Origin of the sequence: Bacillus sp. FDAARGOS_1420 (genome assembly GCF_019344915.1) — a bacterium.
Taxonomy (GTDB): Bacteria; Bacillota; Bacilli; order Bacillales; family Bacillaceae_G; genus Bacillus_A; species Bacillus_A mycoides.
In genome coordinates this window covers 28,904-50,363 of sequence record NZ_JAHWJB010000003.1, presented here as the reverse complement: position 1 = coordinate 50,363, position 21,460 = coordinate 28,904, and the positions used below count along the sequence as shown (strand labels likewise).

The 21,460-nt window shown below is 33.8% G+C and carries 18 protein-coding genes and 4 pseudogenes; 8 read left to right on the top strand and 14 right to left on the bottom strand.

Annotated elements, in window-relative coordinates:
* Positions 1–17: 17 nt before the first annotated feature.
* From I6L50_RS29325 to I6L50_RS29300, 6 genes and pseudogenes are all read left to right on the top strand, one after another.
* Entirely contained in the window at positions 18–977 is a 960-nt protein-coding gene (locus I6L50_RS29325) for an NAD-dependent epimerase/dehydratase family protein (RefSeq protein ID WP_219303793.1), read from the top strand.
* 28 nt (positions 978–1,005) lie between these two features.
* Complete coding sequence (rfbG, locus tag I6L50_RS29320; RefSeq protein ID WP_219303792.1) at positions 1,006–2,106, top strand: CDP-glucose 4,6-dehydratase; 1,101 nt, start codon at positions 1,006–1,008, stop codon at positions 2,104–2,106.
* Between the two features lie 674 nt (positions 2,107–2,780).
* Positions 2,781–2,924, top strand: coding sequence for a hypothetical protein (locus I6L50_RS29315; RefSeq protein ID WP_219303791.1), 144 nt, complete (start codon positions 2,781–2,783; stop codon positions 2,922–2,924).
* A 140-nt stretch (positions 2,925–3,064) separates the two neighbouring features.
* Positions 3,065–4,054, top strand: a pseudogene (locus tag I6L50_RS29310) (tyrosine-type recombinase/integrase).
* A gap of 300 nt (positions 4,055–4,354) precedes the next feature.
* Positions 4,355–4,513, top strand: a complete 159-nt coding sequence (locus I6L50_RS29305; protein WP_219303790.1) for a hypothetical protein — start codon at positions 4,355–4,357, stop codon at positions 4,511–4,513.
* A 699-nt stretch (positions 4,514–5,212) separates the two neighbouring features.
* Positions 5,213–6,059 (top strand): annotated as a pseudogene (locus I6L50_RS29300) (SDR family oxidoreductase).
* 184 nt (positions 6,060–6,243) lie between these two features.
* Here the strand turns inward: I6L50_RS29300 and I6L50_RS29295 are convergent.
* From I6L50_RS29295 to I6L50_RS29250, 9 genes and pseudogenes are all read right to left on the bottom strand, one after another.
* Positions 6,244–6,615 carry a HEPN domain-containing protein gene (locus I6L50_RS29295; RefSeq protein WP_219303789.1) on the bottom strand — a complete coding sequence of 124 codons (372 nt, stop codon included), beginning with the start codon at positions 6,613–6,615 and terminating at the stop codon, positions 6,244–6,246.
* Positions 6,602–6,988, bottom strand: a complete 387-nt coding sequence (locus I6L50_RS29290) for a nucleotidyltransferase domain-containing protein (RefSeq protein WP_219304041.1) — start codon at positions 6,986–6,988, stop codon at positions 6,602–6,604. Before I6L50_RS29290 ends, I6L50_RS29295 begins: the two co-directional genes overlap by 14 nt.
* Before the next feature lie 6 nt (positions 6,989–6,994).
* Positions 6,995–7,444, bottom strand: a pseudogene (locus tag I6L50_RS35045) (DNA polymerase III subunit beta); the annotation flags it as partial.
* Positions 7,445–7,776: 332 nt separating this feature from the next.
* Complete coding sequence (locus I6L50_RS29275) at positions 7,777–8,061, bottom strand: hypothetical protein (RefSeq protein WP_219303788.1); 285 nt, start codon at positions 8,059–8,061, stop codon at positions 7,777–7,779.
* Between the two features lie 267 nt (positions 8,062–8,328).
* Entirely contained in the window at positions 8,329–8,775 is a 447-nt protein-coding gene (locus I6L50_RS29270) for a hypothetical protein (protein WP_219304058.1), read from the bottom strand.
* Between the two features lie 472 nt (positions 8,776–9,247).
* On the bottom strand, positions 9,248–9,535 hold the full coding sequence (locus I6L50_RS29265; RefSeq protein WP_219303787.1) for a hypothetical protein: 288 nt from the start codon (positions 9,533–9,535) through the stop codon (positions 9,248–9,250).
* 261 nt (positions 9,536–9,796) lie between these two features.
* Positions 9,797–10,765, bottom strand: a complete 969-nt coding sequence (locus I6L50_RS29260; RefSeq protein WP_201055022.1) for a sugar phosphate isomerase/epimerase family protein — start codon at positions 10,763–10,765, stop codon at positions 9,797–9,799.
* Positions 10,766–11,803 carry a Gfo/Idh/MocA family protein gene (locus I6L50_RS29255; RefSeq protein WP_434088125.1) on the bottom strand — a complete coding sequence of 346 codons (1,038 nt, stop codon included), beginning with the start codon at positions 11,801–11,803 and terminating at the stop codon, positions 10,766–10,768.
* A 14-nt stretch (positions 11,804–11,817) separates the two neighbouring features.
* Complete coding sequence (locus I6L50_RS29250) at positions 11,818–12,849, bottom strand: Gfo/Idh/MocA family protein (RefSeq protein WP_219303786.1); 1,032 nt, start codon at positions 12,847–12,849, stop codon at positions 11,818–11,820.
* 177 nt (positions 12,850–13,026) lie between these two features.
* On the opposite strand from I6L50_RS29250, the gene I6L50_RS29245 reads away from it, so the two are divergent.
* Positions 13,027–13,974, top strand: coding sequence for an AraC family transcriptional regulator (locus tag I6L50_RS29245; RefSeq protein WP_219303785.1), 948 nt, complete (start codon positions 13,027–13,029; stop codon positions 13,972–13,974).
* A 28-nt stretch (positions 13,975–14,002) separates the two neighbouring features.
* On the opposite strand, the pseudogene I6L50_RS29240 reads toward I6L50_RS29245, so the two are convergent.
* From I6L50_RS29240 to I6L50_RS29230, 3 genes and pseudogenes are all read right to left on the bottom strand, one after another.
* Positions 14,003–14,371: pseudogene (locus tag I6L50_RS29240) on the bottom strand (RNA-guided endonuclease TnpB family protein); the annotation flags it as partial.
* 75 nt (positions 14,372–14,446) lie between these two features.
* Positions 14,447–15,373 (bottom strand): hypothetical protein, encoded by a 927-nt coding sequence (locus I6L50_RS29235; protein WP_219303784.1) that lies wholly within the window; start codon positions 15,371–15,373, stop codon positions 14,447–14,449.
* A 9-nt stretch (positions 15,374–15,382) separates the two neighbouring features.
* Positions 15,383–16,366, bottom strand: coding sequence for an RNA-binding protein (locus I6L50_RS29230; protein ID WP_219303783.1), 984 nt, complete (start codon positions 16,364–16,366; stop codon positions 15,383–15,385).
* 358 nt (positions 16,367–16,724) lie between these two features.
* On the opposite strand from I6L50_RS29230, the gene I6L50_RS29225 reads away from it, so the two are divergent.
* Positions 16,725–17,210: an LMxysn_1693 family intestinal colonization protein gene (locus I6L50_RS29225; RefSeq protein ID WP_257475422.1), complete on the top strand. Its 486-nt coding sequence runs from the start codon at positions 16,725–16,727 to the stop codon at positions 17,208–17,210.
* A gap of 28 nt (positions 17,211–17,238) precedes the next feature.
* Here I6L50_RS29225 and I6L50_RS29220 read toward each other — a convergent pair whose 3' ends face one another.
* The gene (locus I6L50_RS29220) at positions 17,239–17,865 is read right to left on the bottom strand and encodes a CPBP family intramembrane glutamic endopeptidase (RefSeq protein WP_219303782.1); all 627 of its coding nucleotides are present in this window, start codon (positions 17,863–17,865) and stop codon (positions 17,239–17,241) included.
* Between the two features lie 97 nt (positions 17,866–17,962).
* Complete coding sequence (locus tag I6L50_RS29215) at positions 17,963–21,460, bottom strand: DNA translocase FtsK (protein ID WP_219303781.1); 3,498 nt, start codon at positions 21,458–21,460, stop codon at positions 17,963–17,965.

Sequence of the window (21,460 nt, the reverse complement as noted above, 5' to 3'; positions counted from 1 at the left end):
GGATAGATTATATAAATATGATTAATGCATTTGAAAATAAAACTTTCCTTATCACAGGTGGATATGGGTTTATTGGTTCTCATTTGATACGAAGACTTTTAAATTTACAAGCAAAAATCGTCCTCTTTATAAGAACATCATCAAATCCTTGGCGTCTCAAAGATGCTCTAAAAAATATTGAAACCTATGAAGTAGATATCCGAAACAAAATGCAAGTTCAAGATGCAATAAAGAAAATTAATCCAGATTATATCTTTCACCTAGCTGCTTACGGAGTGAATTCTGCCCATACGGACTACATCAATGCTATAGAAACAAATATTATAGGGACATGTAACATTATTCAAGCGGCAAAACTCGTGAATTGTAAAAAAATCATTAATATGGGAAGTAGTTCTGAATACGGCAACAAGATGGAACCTATTCATGAAAAAATGTTACTAACTCCTGTGGACATTTATGGAAGTACCAAGGCTGCCGGCACTATACTCGCTCATCAAATCGCTAGCGAAAACAATATTAGCCTTATAACGCTAAGACCTTTTGGCATATTCGGAGAAGCAGAGGATCCACATAAATTATTCAGCTATATTATCTTGCAAGTATTACAAAACAAAGATGTAAATTTAACGTTATGCAATCAATTAAGAGATTATTGTTATATAGAAAATATAATAGATGTCTGTATCCTAGCAGTTGAAAACACCACTGTACAGAATGAAATCTTTAATATTGGGAGTGGTAATATTTATCCCTTAAAACATTATGTAGAATTATTGTATAAACATTTGAACACCAATTCCAGACCAAATTACGGTGCAATTCCCTCTAGAACAAATGAAAGATGGCTTCCTGAAGCAGATATTCAAAAAATCAAAAACTTTCTCTCCTGGGAACCTAGAATTACTATTGAAGAAGGGATCATTAAAACTATTAATTGGTATAAAAATAATACAAATATATACCAAACTCCCTGAAAATATAGTACTAAAGGAGGTGGACTAATTGTTAAACAAAAACTTTAACAATACTTTTTACGGAAAGAAAATTTTAATTACAGGACATACTGGCTTTAAAGGTTCTTGGTTATCCCTATGGTTGAATGAATTAGGTGCTACTGTAATCGGATATTCATTGGATCCTAAAAATAAAAACGATAACTTTAATATTACTAACCTTCAAAATAATATAATTGATATTCGCGGAGATATTAGGGATTTTAATAAATTAAATAAGGTTTTTACAGAGTATAAACCTGAAATTATATTCCATTTAGCTGCACAGCCTCTCGTTAAGTATTCATATGAATATCCTAGAGAGACATACGAAGCAAACGTTATAGGAACTATGAATGTACTAGAGGCAATTCGATTACATGAATCGGCTAAAATAGGGATTATGGTAACAAGTGATAAGTGTTATGAAAATAAAGAATGGCCTTGGGGCTATCGTGAAAATGATCCTATGGGTGGCCATGACATATATAGCTCAAGCAAAGGATGCTGTGAACTTTTAATTTCGTCCTATCGAAACTCCTATTTTTCGGAAGAAAAATTTTTACAACATAAGAAAATAATCGCAAGCGTTCGAGCTGGTAATGTAATTGGCGGAGGTGATTGGTCAAAAGATAGGATTATTCCTGATTGTATACGAGCATTAGAATCGAACAAAAAGATTATTATTAGAAATCCTAATGCTCTTAGACCCTGGCAACATGTACTAGAACCCTTAAACGGATATTTACTTCTCACAGAAAAAATTATAAATAATGGCATCCTTTTTTCTGGAGCATGGAACTTTGGACCATCCCAAAGCAATATTGTTTCAGTAGAAAAACTAGTGACTAGTATAATAGATATATGGGGTTGCGGAGATTGGGCAACAGAAAATTTAGGCCAAGTAAATTTTCATGAAGCAAATTTACTAAACCTCGACATTAGTAAAGCAAAATTCTCTCTTAATTGGCAACCAAAGTGGTCTCTACAACAGACTTTAAAACATACTGTAGAATGGTATAAAAATTATCATTCTTACTCCAGTACAGAGATGATAAATCTTTGTGTTAACCAAATCAAACAATATAGCGCACTAAAAAAAGCACATTAATTTTTACCCATACTTTCTGAAAGAATTCTCCTTCCTCAAGCGTGTGCAGGACGATAGCTTAGCGGTAGGCGGGAGATGAATTTCGGTACATATTTGCTCTTTGAGAACTGAAGATATAAATTTGTTGTAGAAATTTCGTCTACAACGTAAAATCTTCAACGTTCAATCGTCCCACGCTGCTGAGATAGGTGATAGTCAATCGAAGTAAGTAGTGTAAATGTGTCCAACGTGCAGATACTATTTTTAGGGTTAGGAGCTCCCGCTTCAAGTGTCTGCCAAGTTGTGAGTAGTTCACAGTCTTAAATTAAAATCCCCTTTTGATAATCTCCCTCCCCTTTATTAATCATACTAATATCGAAATGTTATTATTTATATAATACTGAGAATCATTTAATATATAGTCAATCTTTTCCCTATTTTTGATAACCTATAAAAGTTTTATCTTTATTTCTTTTTAATATATAAGATATATATTTATAATAGATTTTATTATTACTAGTATAATTGTTAATAAGATGTCAAACCTAATTGAAAATATTTGTTAATTCAGTTATAATAATGGTAATTAAACATATCATTACCCACATACTAAAGGACAAACCTACGTATCCCTACCAGGGCGAGGTTTGTCCTTTTTTCATTTTAATAAACAATTAATATTGGGAGGATCAAACATGGCTGTACTAAAAGATACAACTTATATAGAAACGAATACGTATAACGAGATTAAATTTTTCAAAGGGATTATCTGGGGATTAGTCTTTGTAGTTCCTTTTTGGAGTATTATAATAGCCATATTCATTTGGCTTTGTAAATAATAATCAACATATCAAAAAAGCAAAGGGTTGTTTGTCCATTTGCTTTTTTGATATGCCAGCAACCGTGCGTAGCAAAGGGCGGTAGCAGGTCTTTCACCTGTTTTCTGTTATAATATATCCAAAGAAATTAGGTGATTATAATGAACGAGGCAATTAGCTTAGAAGAAACATTAGAAGCTTTTTCTGCTTATTTAACAGAAAAAGGTCGAAAACACTCTACGATCCAACGTTATTCATACGATATTAAGGATTTTCATAGATGGTTAGAAGTAAATGAGATACTTTCACATATCAAATCATGGCATCAACTATCTGGAGAAGATTATCAAACATATTTTTCGGAGTTAGAAAACAAACGTAAGTATTCCCTTAAAACAAGGCACCGAATATGGGTTGTCCTAAAGAAATTTTACATGTTCTTAGGGATAAATAGTCCAATAGATGACATCCAACTTTCTTTAATTCCAGATCAATCACTAAGTGATAATGATTTTATTACCGAAGTGGAAGAAAAGCTTTTAAAACAAACTATACTTTCGACAAAGGGGTTAACAGAAAGATAAGCTAAATATCGACCTCTAATTATGGATAGAAACGCTTGTATAATAAATTTAGTAGTAAACTACGGTTTATCCTTGCAAGAGCTTGTATCGCTTAATATGAGCCATATACAGTTTGCTAGAAATACCTTAGTGGTACCTGGAGAAAATGGATTAACTAGGTCTGTCCCCTTAACTATGGAAGATACACAGCAGCTTTACAAATATTATACGACTATTCCGGAACCTGTAAGGCCTCGACAACACACAGATAATCCCCTATTTGTGGCATTTGATTTTAATCGAGGTACGTATTGTTGGGTGTACGGAAATGATGCGCCAAAGGCTTTGTCTGAGGTTGCTGTGCAAAAAATGATACGATTTGAAGTAAAACGTGCGGGGGGAAATAGGCTTATTTCTGCATAGCAGATGAGGAATACATGTATTCTCCGTCTTATTATTAAGCAAGGAATAAATGAAGATGAATTGGTAAGTAGAATGGGGTTCAAAACTAAGATATCTCTAAAAAGATATTTCCGATATTTACAACAAGTTCAACTCAAGTACGTTCAAAACAATACAACAGATTAAAGACACATGAATATTAACAGTAAAGATAGTAAGGATATTAAATTAAATATATAGAAAGACGATTAGTTATTGAAATATAAAGCCTGTATCGATGATTACCAAGTAATTATTGATACAGGCTATCTTTTAAAGCATTTGTCATATTCAACTAACGCATACGTTAGTTGAACAACGAATATATGTTTATTATTCAAACGAAAGTCCCTTTATTTTAAGTGAATTTCAATCGAATCCTTGGAATATACTAAGTGTTTTTGTAAATAATAGGATTGTTAAATCAATAAATAAAGGAGGACTTTTATGCTACAGAATCAACAAGACAAAGAAAATTTGGGCTCTAATATGAAACGAAAATTTGCGGGAACTGATGCACAAAAAGTAAAACAAGAAATTCAAAAAGATGTTAGCCAAGGGCAAGGAGCAATGACCTCCCGTGAGGCAGGAGCAATGCGCGATTAAAAAACCACTCTAAGTGGTTTTTTATTTTTCTACATGTAAATTAAACACTTTACAACTCTCATTTTGATTTGATGGTTTAGATAATCTGTAGTAAATAACCTCTTTCTTGTTCATTTACTACAATAAAAAGATGTAAAATAGTCTTCGAAATGTAGATTCATTATCTTCTGCTTGGGGTTCATTCGCTGTTTTACCAAGAAATCGCATCAGAAGTCTCTTTTTATAGAAAAATAAATGACAAACTAATTCCCAAATGGAATTCATTTCCCCCCTCCGGTTTCCAAATTGCCTTTTCAAAAGTAATATTCTTTAGCACTTTTTCAAGTGGCGGAAACCAGTCTTCTTCATCTAAGCAGCTTGCCCATTGTTGTGACAAAAGTATTTTTACATCTATTTTCGATTTTTGCCCTCATAGTGAGTTACTTCTCCATATATTTTTTATGTTTTGTATTTTATTTTACTATCTTTGTTTAGGACAATAAATTATAAATTGTATATTAAGATATCAGCTGAGAAATATAAATATCTATTTATGGAACGATATTCATGAAATAGTCGTATATTATTCTTCAATCAGTATTAAGCCCCCCTTCACTTCCTCTATTTAATTCCTTATGGAGGATATATTTTCCTGATGATAATCATAACCTATACCAGAATTTCATTTATTACATGAAAATTCAGAGAGGAGTGATTATGATGGGTTTCCCACCTCAACAACAAAGTAAACCTGGCATTGAATCATTAATGATACCTAGACCTATATTTGATAACCCCGATTATAAACCAGCTGGTAAACTTATAAATAAGGTAGCGCTTATAACTGGTGGAGATAGTGGAATTGGAAGGGCTGTCGCTGTGGCCTTCGCGAAAGAGGGGGCAGACATAGCAATCTCATACCTAAATGAACATAGTGATGCAAAAGAAACGGAGTTCTATGTCAAAAAGTATGGTCGTAGTTGCATTACCATTCCAGGTGATATTGGGTATGAGCAGCATTGCCAACAAGCAGTAATGCAAACAATTCACGAGTATGGCCGTATGTATCGACATTTTGGTGAATAATGCCGGTGTACTATACATAAAGAACGATCTACTTGATGTAGATTCAAACCAACGAGCAAGTACTTTTCACACAAATATTTTTTCGCAGTTTATTTTGACGAAAGCCGCTCTTCCATACATGAATTCAGGGAGCTCTATAATAAATACAACATCCCTTAGTGCCTATCATGGAGATCAAGATGCAATTGACTACGCTTCATCTAAAGGAGCCATTGTTTCATTTACACGTTCGCTGTCATTATCACTTGTACCGAAAGGAATTCGAGTTAATGGAGTGGCCCCAGGACCAATTTGGACGCCATTAATTCCATCTTCTTTGCCTCCAGAATGGCTTGCCACATTTGGAGACCACGTTCCTATGAAGCGAGCCGGTCAACCGTTTGAAGTGGCACCTGCTTATGTATTCTTGGATTCTGATGATGCATCTTACATATCAGGGCAAATTCTGCACGTGAATGGTGGGGAAATTATAAACGGTTAAATATTTAACAAAAATAATCTTAGTTAATATTATTCAAATGGGGTATTTACCCAACACCTTTGGATGAGTCATTTCTATTTTTTTTGGATAGAAAAAGAAGTCCCTCATTAAAGGTACTCTCTTTTACGTATTTCCTCTATTCTTAATCGATTACGGTTTCATTTATATTTAGCTTGTTTAAAGCCTATTTATAAAAACTCATTACTTTTTGAGCATGTTGTATAGCCATTAACCCATCTTGAACGGTACGGGCTTCGAAATACGGATAACGATTGTCTGTAGCATAACCATTCAGCTGCACGCATTGTTCTAAAATCAATGAGAATTCCTCTTTTAATCTACGACTAAATTTGTGCAGCATTAAAAGGTTATGAGTTTTAGGGACTGGTCTACCGTTTAGTGCAAGAAATCCTTTTAGAAGTTTCTCCACACATTGTTGACTATGATAGCAAATAATTGCAGTAGGGAAAGGTTTCATGTGAGTTAAGTACCTAGCATAATCTAAATCAGATTTTGCAATGAATAGCCACTCTTTTAGATCCTCAGTATTTTTCATATAAAACTTTCCCCTCTAGTGCAATTTTGTGCTCCATGGTTACATTGCGGTTAGCACGTTCTTGAAACTCTTCCGGTCCATACACTAAAATATCAACTGGTGTTTCCATTACATCGTAAATACCCCAATTGATACGATTAATGACTTCTCTTTTTCTTGCTCCTACACCATCCACAACAATACAAAGATCAAAATCACTATCTTCATTTGGTGTGCCATAAGCATGAGAGCCAAAAAGGATAATTTTTTGGACAGAAGACACGGTTTCACAAATTTTTTGTACTAATAGGTTTAATTCCCTTTGTACTTCTTCGTTAATCCGAATCACCTCTTGGATAATTGAATTATATTGACGTTTGATTACATTATACATGCGTTTCTCTGCTCCCATTACCACAATAGGTCTCTGATTACTAATCATTTTTATCGCGATTTTTTCAGAAGATATCGTTTGTAGTGCTTGCAGCAGATATTCCACATTACAAGCCAATGTAAATGCCTCTACTTGATTACATGGAATTTCTACACGTGCAGTACCTACTTGAGAATTTTGTGGTTTAAGATGAATGCTTTCCTTTCCTTCTGACGTAAGCACGATTAGTGAAGAAAAGGCAGAAAGCTGTTCCAACGTGTTTTTAAATTCTTCACGTGATAGTTGTATTTCACTTTTGAACTGGTCGGGCACCATACGTGCCGTATCAGGATATGTACCAGCTAATAATCTAGGCTGATAGATAATACTTTCGCCACGTATTAACAGCTGTGTATCACTAATGAGCTTTAATTGTAAATTTGTTTCACGATTAAAGAGCTTAAGAGCTGTTTTAACTTTGCTATGAGTTGATGAATGGCTTTTGCATGAACATGAAGTAACCATTCTCTAAAAGACGTGATATCGCCAGTTATATAGGTGGATAACCAGCGATTAAGCTGTTCCTGATTCCCATGGCTAATATCTTCGCATCGTCTGGTTTCGTCATATCTTCTACTTCAATGTTTACAACTTTTAGATGGTACGGCATACGACCATTGCTAAAAACATCCCCTACACAAATTCTTCAAAAACTCGTTTCAATTTCAGTTACAACATTCATTATATATGCTCCTCTGCAGATTAATAAAAAAGACATTGAACAAATTCGTCCAATGCCTTTTTCCCTCTTATATATTCTTTAACTCAAAGTACAATTTTTCAGGTTTTCCATACATGTTAATTTCATTTTGATATACGACAGCTAATTGCTGAGACATCTCAATGCTTTCCAGATAGGATAATGAAGCAGCTGCTTCTATTTTTTCTTTAATTTCATTAGGAATAACTGCGTAAGATAAGCTATCCATTTTACTTCCTAATTTAGTATCTGTAGCAGCCTCATAATAAATTTCGGTAATTAAGACCTCATTATCATCTGGATCATACATATATCCTCGGTTAACTGTAATCATATTAAAGTACTCCTCTCAAGTTTTACATTCTAATCCCTTGTGCTTTTAGCATTGCAACAAGTATCTTACGTATATAAATGCTCTAGTTCTTAATTTTTATATTCCATTCTTTATCTAGTTTACTATAAATTAGAAATTAATCTCTTTCTTTGCTGTCAAATTCAAAAATCTTTAACAATAGTAAGAGTCGATAAAGACCTGGTAAGTGTTTTTCTCCATAATAGAAATAGAATTCCTGCGATTCTTTTTTATAAGAAAATTGTACACCTAAGTGTGCAGGAAACGACTTTTAATGGGTTCGGTGATTTTTTTATTTTGAAAGGTTAATATAAGTTCCCCTAGTGATAATGCTAGTTCATCTAATGTAATTGCATGTTCATGTTTCATCATAAATATCTCCTTTTTCAAATAAAAAAAGCACAAATCATGTGCTATTTCTTCACAGTATTTTTTAGTTATAATACCTAAATATCTAGCCTTCTTATTCTTGCTTAGTATCTCTACTACAGTACAAGGACATGTTGTAAAGCACTTCTCTTTAGAGATTTCTTGTAAAGATTTAGTAACAGGATAACCATTGTACAGAACCTGAATATGCTCTGAGAGGCCCGTTATTTGAATGAGTAACTCATTTAAGTCTGTACAATTGTGATCTGTTTCTAATAAATAGTACCCAGCAGCCTCATATGAATTTCGAGCATAAATTACTCTCATAAACTCTTTTGAACTTCCTATCTTTTAAAATTTCATATTATCTCTCCTCTTAATTAAACAAAAAAAGCACAAAATAAGTGCTTTTTCATTTAGCATATTATTAGCCCCGAAGGTCTATTTACATGTGCTTCCTAACTTAAAGACAACACAAAAAGGGCTTCTTCAAGTCGATTAAAATGTGCATAGCAAAATAAGCTATATATACACTAATCGGCTCAAAGAAGCCCTTTCATAATTGAAACAAGAACACAACTTGCTTCTACAACTCAACCACAACACATAAGGTGTGGGAATAAACGGAATCAATTAAACAATAAATATAAATTTATATTAAACTATTTTTATATTATATTCAATTGTTTTTAATGAAATGAAGATAAGAAGGAATTTATTATGCAGATGTTATATGTATTGTATAATAATGCCCCTGTTTCCCCTGCTATAAATCCCCTCTTATTTTCATTTCTTGGTGTTACTTCATATACTGCATTTCAAAATATAGTTTTTCTGGCTTTTGATGTTGGTCTAAATAACAAAGTATTTCTTTAATGGTTTCTGCTTCAACTTCAACAGTCTCCATGTAGGACATACTTTCAGTTTCTTGGACCTTTTGAAAAATAGCAGTAGGTAGTTTAACCGCATCGAACATACCCATTTTGCTTCCTAGCTTTTGTTCTGATGTAGCATCGTAGAAAATTTCATTAACAATTACCTTATTATCATCCGGATTGTACATGTACCCTCTTTGTATACGTAGCAATGTATTACTCCTTTCTTATATATTCTATTTCAACAATAATTACATCTGTATATATCATTATTATTGAAACAGGCATCAAACAATATTATTTCGTAAAATCCATACTTTGTATAGAGGTAGATACAGGATAATTAGTTTTCGTAATTTATTTTTGAATATTTCGTCCTTTTTTAAACGTTTCTTTTAAAAAAAGAGAAGCTGATATTCTTTTACGAATGGCTTCTCTGAAAAAAATGTTACTTATTTCTTTTTTAAACGAAGTTACACCCACCACATCTGTGAAGGGTTTTCTTCAATTAAAATAGATTGAAGATTTTTTGTGGCACGTTTAAATCCCTCTTGAATAGACATGAGTGGATCTTCGTGTTCGATACTTACAACATAATCATATCCATATGTACGAAGTGCACTCATCATTTGCGACCATTCTTCTAAGCTATGACCACAGCCAACAGAACGGAATGTCCAAGCTCTTGTTTTCAGTTTACCGTAGGGCTGCATGTCTGTTAAACCATACATATTTACATTATCTTGATCGATGTAAGTGTCTTTTGCATGAAAGTGATAAATTGCATTTTCTTTCATTAATAACTTAATAGCAGCGACAGGGTCAATTCCTTGCCACCATAAATGACTAGGGTCTAAGTTAGCACCTATCGCATTGCATGTTTCTTCACGTAGTTTTAGTAATGTATATGGCGTATGTACTAAGAAACCACCGTGAAGTTCTAAACCAATTTTTACACCATGTTCTTTTGCAAATTCACCAACTTGTTTCCAATAAGGAATGAGCTTTTCTTCCCATTGCCATTTTAAAATATCATTGTATTCATTTGGCCATGGTGCAACAGGCCAATTCGGATATTTTGCGCTTTCATGGTCACCTGCTACGCCTGAAAAACAATTCACAACAGGTACGTCTAGTAGTGAAGCTAGTCGAATGGTTTTTAACAATGTTTCATGAGATTCTGTTGCAAAAGCAGCATCTGGGGATAATGGATTTCCGTGACAACTAAAAGCGCTAATGATTAAGTCTCTTTTTTGTACATGTTCTATATATACGCTTCTGGCTTGTTCACTTTCTAATAATACATCTAAGTTACAGTGCGAACCTCCAGGATAACAACCTGTACCAATTTCTACTGCATGCAAACCGGCTGCTTGTACATAATCTAGCATTTCTTCAAATTCCATGTGAGAGAAAAGTGTTGTAAATACTCCTAATTTCATTTATCTTCCCGTCCCTTCTTCATGTGTGTTACTACTTTCGTAAATTGCATCAATAATTTGCGATACTTGCAGCGATTCCTCAGGCTTTACAATTAATTCTTCATCGTATAAGCAAGCTTTTACAAAGTTTTCTGCTTGCAAAATTCCAGGATCGCCGTTATTTGCTATCCAAACTGGTTCACTATTTAATATCATATTATGTTTTATTGTATATAATTCAATTGGAAAAACATTTATTCCACCGTTTACTCCGGAAATACTCACATGTTCTTCATCATTTTTAATATTTGCTGCCCAAGAAGTTTCAAATAACAATGATGCCCCATTTTCAAACTTTATATATGCGGTAACATGATCATCAACTTGAAACGTTTTATAATCATATTCTCCCCACATATTTACTTGATTTGGTTGCTTACTAACGGCATTATAGACACTACCAATGACTTCTGTTTGTTTTGGATTTCCAATTAACCAAAGTGCTAAATCAAGAAGGTGACAACCGTAATCTATTAAACTTCCTCCGCCTTGTAATTCTTTATTTGTGAAAACGCCCCAGCCTGGTACTTTTCGACGACGGAGTGCTTTTACACGAACAACAAGAGGTGTGCCAATCTCACCTATCATCATTTGTTTTGCAACTTGCGACTCTTTCATGTAACGATAATGATAAGCGATAGCAAGTTTTTTACCGTTGTTTTTTGCAGATTCTATCATTTTTTCGCATTCTGCCGCTGCTAAAGCCATCGGTTTTTCGCATAATACATGTTTCCCTGCTTGTAATGCTGCGATAGAAATCTCAGCATGAAACTTATTAGGTGTACAAATACAAACAGCATCAACTTCTTTAAAGACTTCTTCATACGTTTCAAATACATAAGGAATGTTATATGTTTCAGCGATTTGTTTTGCGTGTTCTATGTTTCTATCATGTATAGCCGTAATCGTACAATATTGATGTAACTTTACAAATGCAGGGATATGGCGACCTTGTGCAATTCCTCCGGCCCCTATTATTCCAATGCGTAGTTTCTTCATGTCTTCACCTTTTCTCATAATGGAATTGTAACAATTTTTTTTGTTTCACTTGATTGTATGGCTGCTAAAATGACTTCCAACGATTTCATTCCTTCTACACCATTAATTAACGGCTCTTTATCAGAAAGGATAGACTCTACAAACTGCTCAATTATATGTGAATTACTTTGACCAACTGCAGCATTCGATTGAATTTTATCAAGCTCATATTTTACAACTACACCATTTTTATATTGAAGAATGAGTGAGTAATTCGGATCATCTTCTAGTCGAAGAATGGCCTTTTCACCATAAATAATTGTTGAATTATCTTCTTTGCTAACGTAAGACCAACTTGCTGCAAGTGTTCCGATAATGCCACTTTCGCTTTTCAACATACATACAGCACAATCATCTACATTTGAAAATGTTTTTGCGCTCGTCTCAACAAAGGCACCAACTTCTGTAATTTCTTCATTAAGAATATAACGAATTAAATCCGCTTTATGCACACCTAAATCACCCATTGCACCAAGAAACGCTTCATCTTTTTTAAAGAACCAGCTCTCTTTTCCATCTACACTCCAATTTTCAGGACCACTATGACCAAATGCTGTACGGAAGCTATATATTTTTCCGATTTCTCCATTTTCAATCAATTGTTTTGCCTTTTGGTGAGAAGTAACAAATCGCTGGTTATGACCAATCATTAACTTTGTACCACTTTTTTCAGCAGCTTCAATCATCATTTTCGCATCTTTTTTTGACGTCGCCATTGGCTTTTCACATAGTACATGGATACCTGATTGTAAAGCAACGATAGAAATTGATGCATGTAAATCATTTGGTGTACATACACTCACTGCATCTAACTCTTCACAATTGATAAGCTCGTTATAGTCAGTGTACATATTTACACCATACTTATTGGCAACTTCTTTTGCGCGCTTTTTATTACTGTCACAAACAGCCACAACCTGTACATATGGGTTTGCTTCGTATTCTGGTAAATGACGATACTGCGCGATGCTTCCGCAGCCAATAACACCTACTTTTAAAATATTCACTATCATATCCTCCTTTTGCTTGATTTGAAATTATTATAGAAATTTTTTTACTGAAAAAATATGCTATATATCGTTATGTTTTTATCAAAAGTTGCCTTTTTCTATAAGAAATAAGGCAACTTACTTATCGCATTTTGATAAAGGTGTTATATTGCTAATGAGGAGGTGTAAACGTCTATGTCAGAAGGGATTTGTAATAAGCTTGCTGAAGCAATTGAAGAAAAGGTTATTTATCAAAATCCATTACTATTTTTAAAGGTATGGGACATTGTTATGGAAACCTCTTATAATAATCAAATTGAGAGTGCCCCTTGGCATTATCATGAAGAGATTGAGTTTCTAGCAATTATAGAAGGAGATTTAGGCATACAAAATAAAGATAAGTATATTGTTCTTGGCCCTGGAGATGTTTTTATTTTTGGGAAATCTGAGTTGCATCGGTCACATAAACCTTCTGCAGGTTCGTTACACTACGTTGTGTTTCAAGTAAATTTAAAACAACACTTTGACCGGAGCATTATACAATATTTACATTGCTTTTCAGAACAAACAAAATCCTTAAATGAGTTAAACTATATTTTTAAACAAAATGAAGTGGTGAAACATGAGGCTTATGTTCTTATTACAGAAATCTTTACAGAATCAAAAATGAAAATGAACGGATATGAAATCGCAATTAGTGCTGCCATTAAGAAATTACTTTTATTACTAGTAAGAAACGACACACATAACATATTAAATTATAGTGAACAAGACGACTTTGCTCGTTTAAAACCAGTACTTGATTATGTAGAAGATCATTTAGGAGAAAAGATAACCGTAACCAAAGCATGTGCATTGATAAATTTAAGCTATCATTATTTCATCAAATACTTTAAAAGAATTATGGGTATTTCCTTTTTAGATTATGTGAATTATAAGCGCATCAAACAAGCTGAAAGTTTATTAATAACAAGTGACCTTAGTATTACAGATATCGGATGCGAAGTTGGAATTGCAAACATGTCACAGTTTTATAAGTTGTTTAAAAAAGAAAATAACTGTTTACCGAAAGAGTTTAAGCAGCGAATACAAAGCATTGAACTACCCCCACTTTCACTTCGTTTAAAAGTGGAGGATTCCTAAGTAAAGAGTTCTATCGAACTCTAATTTATTAGTAGGCTATCCCCACAGTCCTTGCGGTTAGAAGCTTTATTTCTTTATTCTTTAGATTGATACTTGCGTTAATATCTCTATCATGATGTGTACTACAAGAAGGGCAGTCCCATTTACGTAGGTTTAGGTTTTTAACGTCTTTGTTTTGATATCCACAACAAGAGCATAATTGGTTTGAAGCAAATGTTTTCGATACGACAATGACTTGTTTGCTGTACCATTTTGCTTTATATTCCAACATGGTTCAAAACTGTGACCATGATACCTCACTAATTGCTTTTACTAACTTATGATTCTTTAGTATATTCGATACTTGCAAATCTTCTATACCGATAACATCGTGGTTTTTGATGATTTCAAGTGATAAAACACGCAAATCATCTCTATTTGTAAAAGTAAACAAGCCACCCTTTAAAAGAAAGCAATAGCTTGTAAGGATGGCTTAGTTTGTTGCGAATAGCTTTGTATTTAATTGTTTAATCTCCCCTTCTGCAAGAGGCTGATAAAAAGCATGTTGTAATCCTTGAGAATGTAAGGTTTCTCCTATACATAGCAATACTTTACCAGGAATTAAATCAAGTAGTAGATCATTATTAATTTGCTTTGCCTGTTTTTCAGTAGAAACATAAACAACTAAGATTGTAGGATTATTCCCTAAATCTTGCATAATAACATCTTTCCCGGACTCTACAAAAGTCTTCCATCTAGCGATAATCCGCTTTAATCGATCCTTTGTATCTGATAATAAGGTGGAGTATACAACAAAATTAAATTTACGATCTTCTCCACCGCTTACTACAAAACTTAAAGGAGGGGTGAAAACCCCTTTACTTATAGATGGATGCATAATATGCCCCACAAAGGACGGAGCATAGCGTAGATGGCAGAGTAAGTCTATATCATGCCAATAACGTAGGTGAACGTATTTGCCGTGATTATCAAGGCGCTCCGGAGCAAAGTAAAACATATGTCCTTGCCAGTACTTTAAGAGCTTAAACCCATTATCGGATAACGTATAAGCCTCCTCAAGAATTTCCATATCAAAAATCTCTACTTGCCATTTTTCAATGAGACGATAGTAAAGTAGTCCTTGAAGTGCATCATTAATTCTCTTACGCGAAAACTTATCTTTGAATAGATATAATAAATGATTAAAACGAACAGATGTATGAATACCGATGAAAGTTAGTATTGCATGCTGTTCTTCTGTTAAACGCTGCTTAAACGTAACTAATTCGTCATAGGAATGGAATACATAGGTTTTATCAAGATTATGTATTCGATATACCTGAAGTCCCTGTACGTCCTCACTTGATAAATGTGGAATGGAAGGGAGATATGATGACATTTGATTCTCTATTGTACGCATAGTCATTCATTAAAATTGGTAAATTGGTGAATTAGATTTTTTACTTTGGCCCTGCGGATAATTCAAGATACGTACAGTACCTTTTCTATTTTTCGCATCAATGTTAAGCAGCTCGCATGTAACAATGGTTTGGTTAGTTGCATCGTGTGCAGTTGGATTGGCAAGATTACGGCTTTTTAATCCTTTGAACTGAATACCAGGTGCAACTTCTACGAAAATACCAGCAATGGCATCTACACCTACAATTTTACCTACAAAACGGTCACGTCGTTTATTAAGCTCTAGTAGCTTTTCCATTGGATCTGTTTCTAGTTTCTTTTTATTTCCTCTAAATTCATAGCGGCCGTTCTTTTCTACTACTTTATCGATAATGAGCTCTACAACATCACCAATAATAATATCCTCCGGACGTACAAATGAATGTGACCAATGTGAGTACCTTACCCCTATAGTTACACCATGGACTTCAACCAGAACGGTTTGTGCAGTTGGGATATGACCTGAAACTGTTCCTGTGTATACTTTGTTCCCACCTTGTGAGGTTACTTCATCATATAATCTTTTTTGTAATGCGAGCTCTCCTGCTGTGATTGATACAACGGCAAAGTTTCCTTCCTCTGTCTTTTGGAAATGCTCAATGATAACAGGTTTTGTTTTACCAACTAGCCATTGAGGATTTTTAGGAATTGTTATCCCTGCCTCTGTAATAGGGCAATATGCAGTTGTATGGGTACCAATTTGCATCGTAAGTACGGGTATGCGTTCTGATTTACCATTTTTAGTTGGGAACAACTTTTCAGAGACTACTGTAATTAAGCCTTTACCTATAATACGTTCCCGTTTCATACGAGCTAACTCTTCTAATTCATGCTCACGTACTCGTTCAAATTGGTTGAAGTTTGTTTCTACGGGTGTGTCCCCTGCTGTGAATTCTTGTTCAAAAGCCATTCCTAGTTCTTCTGCAACGTGTGTTGTTTCTTTCTCTACTGTCATCCTATTTTTCCTCCTAGAACGTAAAAAAGGACACACCTGTACCGTTGGAATGGTACGTAAGGTGTGTCCTTCACGTAAGTTATGTTTCATTTATATAGTTATTAATACAAATATAATGGTATTTCGAAAATTTTGCAAGTATAAAATTAATATGAGTTTAATAGAAAAATTGTAAGTAGAAATATTATTAAATCTATAATACAAGTACATTAAGTAGAGGAATAAAAAAACAGTAACAATCCACACTGTACCAATACTTACCAATCGATCTCTATATATAAAATACTAACAAAATATTCCATTATTAATACAAATATGTTATTTTTTAGTAGAATGATAATAAAGGAGGATGATTTAATTGTTAAAGAAAAGTATTATAACAAGTCTTTCAACTTCATTACTGGCAATACCTATTTTAGTAGGATTTACCCCGTCTGCTTCAGCTGAAATGGAACCTCAAAACACATATGAAATTGAAATTTTAGATGAAAATGCTGTATTAAATCCAGCAAATTTCGGTGTTCAAGAACCAAAACTTTTATGTGCTACTTGTAATCAGTATAAAAGTAGTATCGTTTCTGAATCCTTAGTTTCTAGAACGTATAAGGGAACTGTTACATTAAGTAGTACTTCGACACTTTCAGGAGAGATATCATTTTCATATAGAGGAGCTACGGTTAAACTTGGAGGCTCTAAAGTGAATTCATCAAGCCGTAAATTCAAAGAGTATTCTGTAGTAAAAGATTATCGTATAAGAGTTAAAACATATAATCCAATTGGACAGCTTATTTCTGACGAAACAGTAAATAAGAGAATTACAACTCTTGAAAGAGTACCAGTTTAAAAGAAAGCCCTTTGTAAAAAGGGCTCTTTCAAATAATACTGGTTAAGTTCCATAGACAGTGGATAAAAAATGGTGCTAATAATGAATTTGTTTTTTTATATATAAAACTAGTTACAACACTCAATATAAATGGAAAAATACGATACTCCATTGGCATACTATGTAATGAGGCAAAAATAATGGATACTATGCAGACACTAAGCCAAAATGGAATGTAACACTCTAATGTATCTAATACGATTCTTTTAAAAAACATCTCTTCCCAAAATGGTGTCATAATAACCACGCCTAAAATAACTATAGCTATGTGGGACATGGATGTAATCTGTATTGTCTCGGTATCTATTGCTTGATCTTTTATAACGATTAAATTCCCTGTCTGTGATAAAACAAATATTATGATATATCCACCAAATACATATAAGTAATTTTTAAAGTCGGCAAAAAACGACCAATGAATTTTTTGTAGCATATACTGCCTTACCTTTTTAGGAAGAAAAAATATTATCAAAAAAATCAGAGTTATTATAAAAGAATCACTCATTTGAGTATATATTGTAATATTAAACAAATATTCAAAGAACCTCAAAAGTAAAACTATGCCTATAAAAATTAAGGTACAATACAATAAATCCTTAGATTTTTTGATATCCATCGGCCCTCCTGTTATTAATTTCAATTTGTGTATATTTTTTACATATATATTAGTTTTATTTTATCATATTTTAGGTAGTATTGGTTCTATTAAATTATCAATTAAAAAACTCGTCTAATTCTTTGCTCATCACGTTAGATGCATTTTTCTTAGGTTGTTCATTTCTATATGACAGTGGCTGCGTTTCACTATACTTATTTTTCTGTTGAGTTTTTAGAAGTTCTTGACGTTCTTTATAGGTCATAGGGCTATACTCTCGTTGCTCTTCATTATTTTTAGGATTCCCTAGCCTATTTTTTTCTAAGTTTTTATAGACAGTAGTACTAATTGATTCGTAGACTTTTGCTACATCTGCATCAAGTTTGTTTTCTTCTGTAAAATCTACTGCTTCTATAACTGGAATCAGCTTGTCACCAATATCTGTTTCTGATTCTTCCGCCATTTGCAGTGTATTTACTTCTTCTTGTAACTCCTCTTGGAATGGTTCGGTTTTAATTGAAAGCTCCGTCTCAATTGAAGCATCTGTGTTCCACTCTTGTTCTATTATAGAAATGGATAAACCTTTGTTAAGTTCGGCCACATCCATATCTATTTCATAGGAATCTACTATATCCTCTGGCTTTAGCTCAATTACTTCCTTGATTATTTCTTCAACTACCTCTTCATGTATTTCAGGTGTTACACATTCCAACTTTTGTTGCATGTCTATGTCATTTAAGACTCCATAACGTTGTAAGGCATCTAGTAAGCGTGAGGCACGTGTAGAACCAATATTAAATTTATCCTGCAATGCCGATAGGGAAGTCGCCCTGGATTGCTTCACAAAAATTACAACATCATCATATAAGATATCTTTAAAAAAGCTTGTCTCTACAAGCGCGGCCTCCTTGTCTTCGCTTGGAATGGCTACTTCTTGAGGAATACTTTTATCGGAATTTGTTTTGTACAAGACGGTAGAATTTATATCAGACGCCTCTGGCGACAGTGGACTACTATTGTCTTTTGAAATTAGAACTTCACGAGGTTCTTTTCCTGTATAGGAGCTGACAACTAGATTTTGTTCTAACTTCTCAATTAATCGCGCTGTCTTCATATAGCCAATCCTAAATTTTCTTTGCAGCAGGGATGGCGAGACTTGCTGTGATTCAATTACGAAGCTTTTAATCTCTTCATATAGAGAAGTGTCCTCTTCATCTTTCTCGTTGTGGCTTGTCTGTTGTTCATTAGCAATGGATGTATTTGATACAACTATATCTTCGACTTCTTTTGTTTCAGGTTCAGATTTATTCTCCTTATAATTATCCAATGAGACAATGTGCTGTTGTCCCTCGTCTGTTCCTATAGAATTGTTCTGCTCCATCGTATCATTCTGTATAGGTGGTAATGGTTCTATTGTTTTCATATTCTCTGCATCTACGTGCTTCATTGGATTTGCTTTAGTAATAGATTCCTTAATTAGAATGAGACGCTCATTTCCCCAATATTGCCCTAGTTTTTCGTCAACTTGAATAATCGCTTTAGCAAACTCTTCTTTAGGTACAAAATTACTTGTGATTTGTTGTACAGGCTGCACATGATTATCTTGTACGATACGAGCAGCACAAATAAATGCACCTTGTGCCATAATATCCCCTGGCGACATAACCACTTCTTTTGTTTTTTGATAGGTTGATCCTAAACGACTAACGGGATTCTCTTGCATAGGAGAAATGCCTTGTTCAGATTCAGATTCTTTAAATTCCTCTTTTTCGCCAAACATGTCAGAGAAAATCTTTGCATCATATGGCGTAACATCTCCAAATATCATTTTGTTACGGAATGAGCCCAGCAAGGTAAACATGTACTGCTCTGTGAAATCGAGAGCTAATTGAGATAGTGTTTGGCTTGCAATTGTCAGGATTACTTTATATTTACGAGATTGTGCAGGGAATTCTTTAAACGGGCGGACAACGTAATCTGGGAATTCATCGACAATTATATGGTGGTATGGTGAAATGTTTGGTTCTCTACGGAATACAGCATTCTGTATACTAAGTAAGACGAATTTTCCTAATACATTAGAAAGGTCTGCCAATTCCCCTTTTGCCGTATTTACTAATAAAATTCCACCTTGTTCTAAATGTACATCAAAATCGAAATCGGATTTACCAAATAAAACTCGTCGTATTAGTACGTTCGAAGCAAGGTCTTTTAAAATATTACGTAATCCTTTTACATATTCTTCTTCTCTATCATAATGCATGGGGTGCCCGCGGTATTTCCCTTTTTTATAAACCGCAGGTTCGCCTTGAGAATCTGTTTTTTCTCGAATTGTATTATCAAACCACTCATCTATCCCTTTTATAATTTTATATTCGTTGTTCTGGTCCCGCGAAGCAGCGCCAGTTTGAACAAAATCGTATAACTTTTCCACCTGTACTTTTAACAGTTTATGCATACGATGGACACGTTCTACATCATCATACATCTCTATCAAGTCGTCGAAGGTTACATCTTTTTGCGGGTTGTGCAGCTTTAATAAATAGATATGTTGCTTAAGATGGTTACGCTGTGCTTGTTCAAAGAATGCATTGTTGGATTCAGATAAACCTTGAATAACCATTGCGAAAACCTCTGCTACTTTATCAACTGGTCCACGCAGAATGTTTATGTTTTTTGTATCAGGGTTAGTTGGATCAATATAGTAAACCGAGCTTTCAGGAATTTTGTGTGCTTGTACTAACTTAAATACTTTTTGACATAAATCATTACTCGGTTCAATAACAGTGATACCATTTAAAAACGTCCCTTTTACTTCTTCCGTATCATAATCATTTTTTTTATAAGCATTCTCGAACTTATTAATGAAACGTACCATCCAGTGTAAATCTTGATTAATCATTGGAATGATTAAACTAGATGTTTTACCAGAACCAATTGGACCAATAATGATTCCATTTAATGTTCTATCTTTCCCTTTGATACGAACCATTTCTTTATGCTCAATATGAGGACCAATTTCTACATGAGGATATATTTGTTGTTCCTGACTATTAAACCATTTTTGTAACTTGTGGTTTTTGTACTCATATTTTTGTACCCATTTTAAAATTTCTTCCCGGTAACGAACAATATGCCCGCTATACCAAAGAGTAAACAAGATCATAAATACAGTAGGTAAAAACACAAATATCATGGTTAATGTGTGGAAATTCCCCGTTAATACATGGCCTACTGCCTGATATTCACCAAAATTAACATGCGTTGCTTTATCCGTGAGATAAGGGATAACCTTTGCATGGATAGGAGCAGTCGCAAACCATAAGAAGTGGATATCAACTGCGATGTGTGAAGCAATTAGAATGAAAAGTTTCCCATTTTTCACATGTAAAGCTGGAATACGGCTGTAGAAACGAAAACTAAATTCTCCTAGAAATAAAGAGAAGAACATTAAGATAAGTGGTACATATGTAATTTCTATAGGATAAGACGGTAGTTCAAATGCATAGTATAGTAACTTTATATAGTTTATTAAACCGACTCCAAAAGAAATAATAAATGCGCTAATTAGTGTAATAGTTGTAAATAAAGGCAACCTTTGCTTAAACGTATTCAT

Excerpts from the sequence above, each read along its gene's own strand:
- I6L50_RS29230 (WP_219303783.1), bottom strand. The coding sequence starts at position 16,366 with ATGACAGTAGAGAAAGAAACAACACACGTTGCAGAAGAACTAGGAATG.
- I6L50_RS29290 (WP_219304041.1), bottom strand. The coding sequence starts at position 6,988 with ATGTATAATGTAATCAAACGTCAATATAATTCAATTATCCAAGAGGTG.
- I6L50_RS29235 (WP_219303784.1), bottom strand. The coding sequence starts at position 15,373 with ATGCGTACAATAGAGAATCAAATGTCATCATATCTCCCTTCCATTCCA.
- I6L50_RS29325 (WP_219303793.1), top strand. The coding sequence starts at position 18 with ATGATTAATGCATTTGAAAATAAAACTTTCCTTATCACAGGTGGATAT.
- I6L50_RS29270 (WP_219304058.1), bottom strand. The coding sequence starts at position 8,775 with ATGAGAGTAATTTATGCTCGAAATTCATATGAGGCTGCTGGGTACTAT.
- I6L50_RS29275 (WP_219303788.1), bottom strand. The coding sequence starts at position 8,061 with ATGATTACAGTTAACCGAGGATATATGTATGATCCAGATGATAATGAG.
- I6L50_RS29315 (WP_219303791.1), top strand. The coding sequence starts at position 2,781 with ATGGCTGTACTAAAAGATACAACTTATATAGAAACGAATACGTATAAC.
- I6L50_RS29215 (WP_219303781.1), bottom strand. The coding sequence starts at position 21,460 with ATGAATACGTTTAAGCAAAGGTTGCCTTTATTTACAACTATTACACTA.
- I6L50_RS29260 (WP_201055022.1), bottom strand. The coding sequence starts at position 10,765 with ATGAAATTAGGAGTATTTACAACACTTTTCTCTCACATGGAATTTGAA.
- I6L50_RS29220 (WP_219303782.1), bottom strand. The coding sequence starts at position 17,865 with ATGGATATCAAAAAATCTAAGGATTTATTGTATTGTACCTTAATTTTT.
- I6L50_RS29295 (WP_219303789.1), bottom strand. The coding sequence starts at position 6,615 with ATGAAAAATACTGAGGATCTAAAAGAGTGGCTATTCATTGCAAAATCT.
- I6L50_RS29255 (WP_434088125.1), bottom strand. The coding sequence starts at position 11,803 with ATGAAGAAACTACGCATTGGAATAATAGGGGCCGGAGGAATTGCACAA.
- I6L50_RS29305 (WP_219303790.1), top strand. The coding sequence starts at position 4,355 with ATGCTACAGAATCAACAAGACAAAGAAAATTTGGGCTCTAATATGAAA.
- I6L50_RS29245 (WP_219303785.1), top strand. The coding sequence starts at position 13,027 with ATGTCAGAAGGGATTTGTAATAAGCTTGCTGAAGCAATTGAAGAAAAG.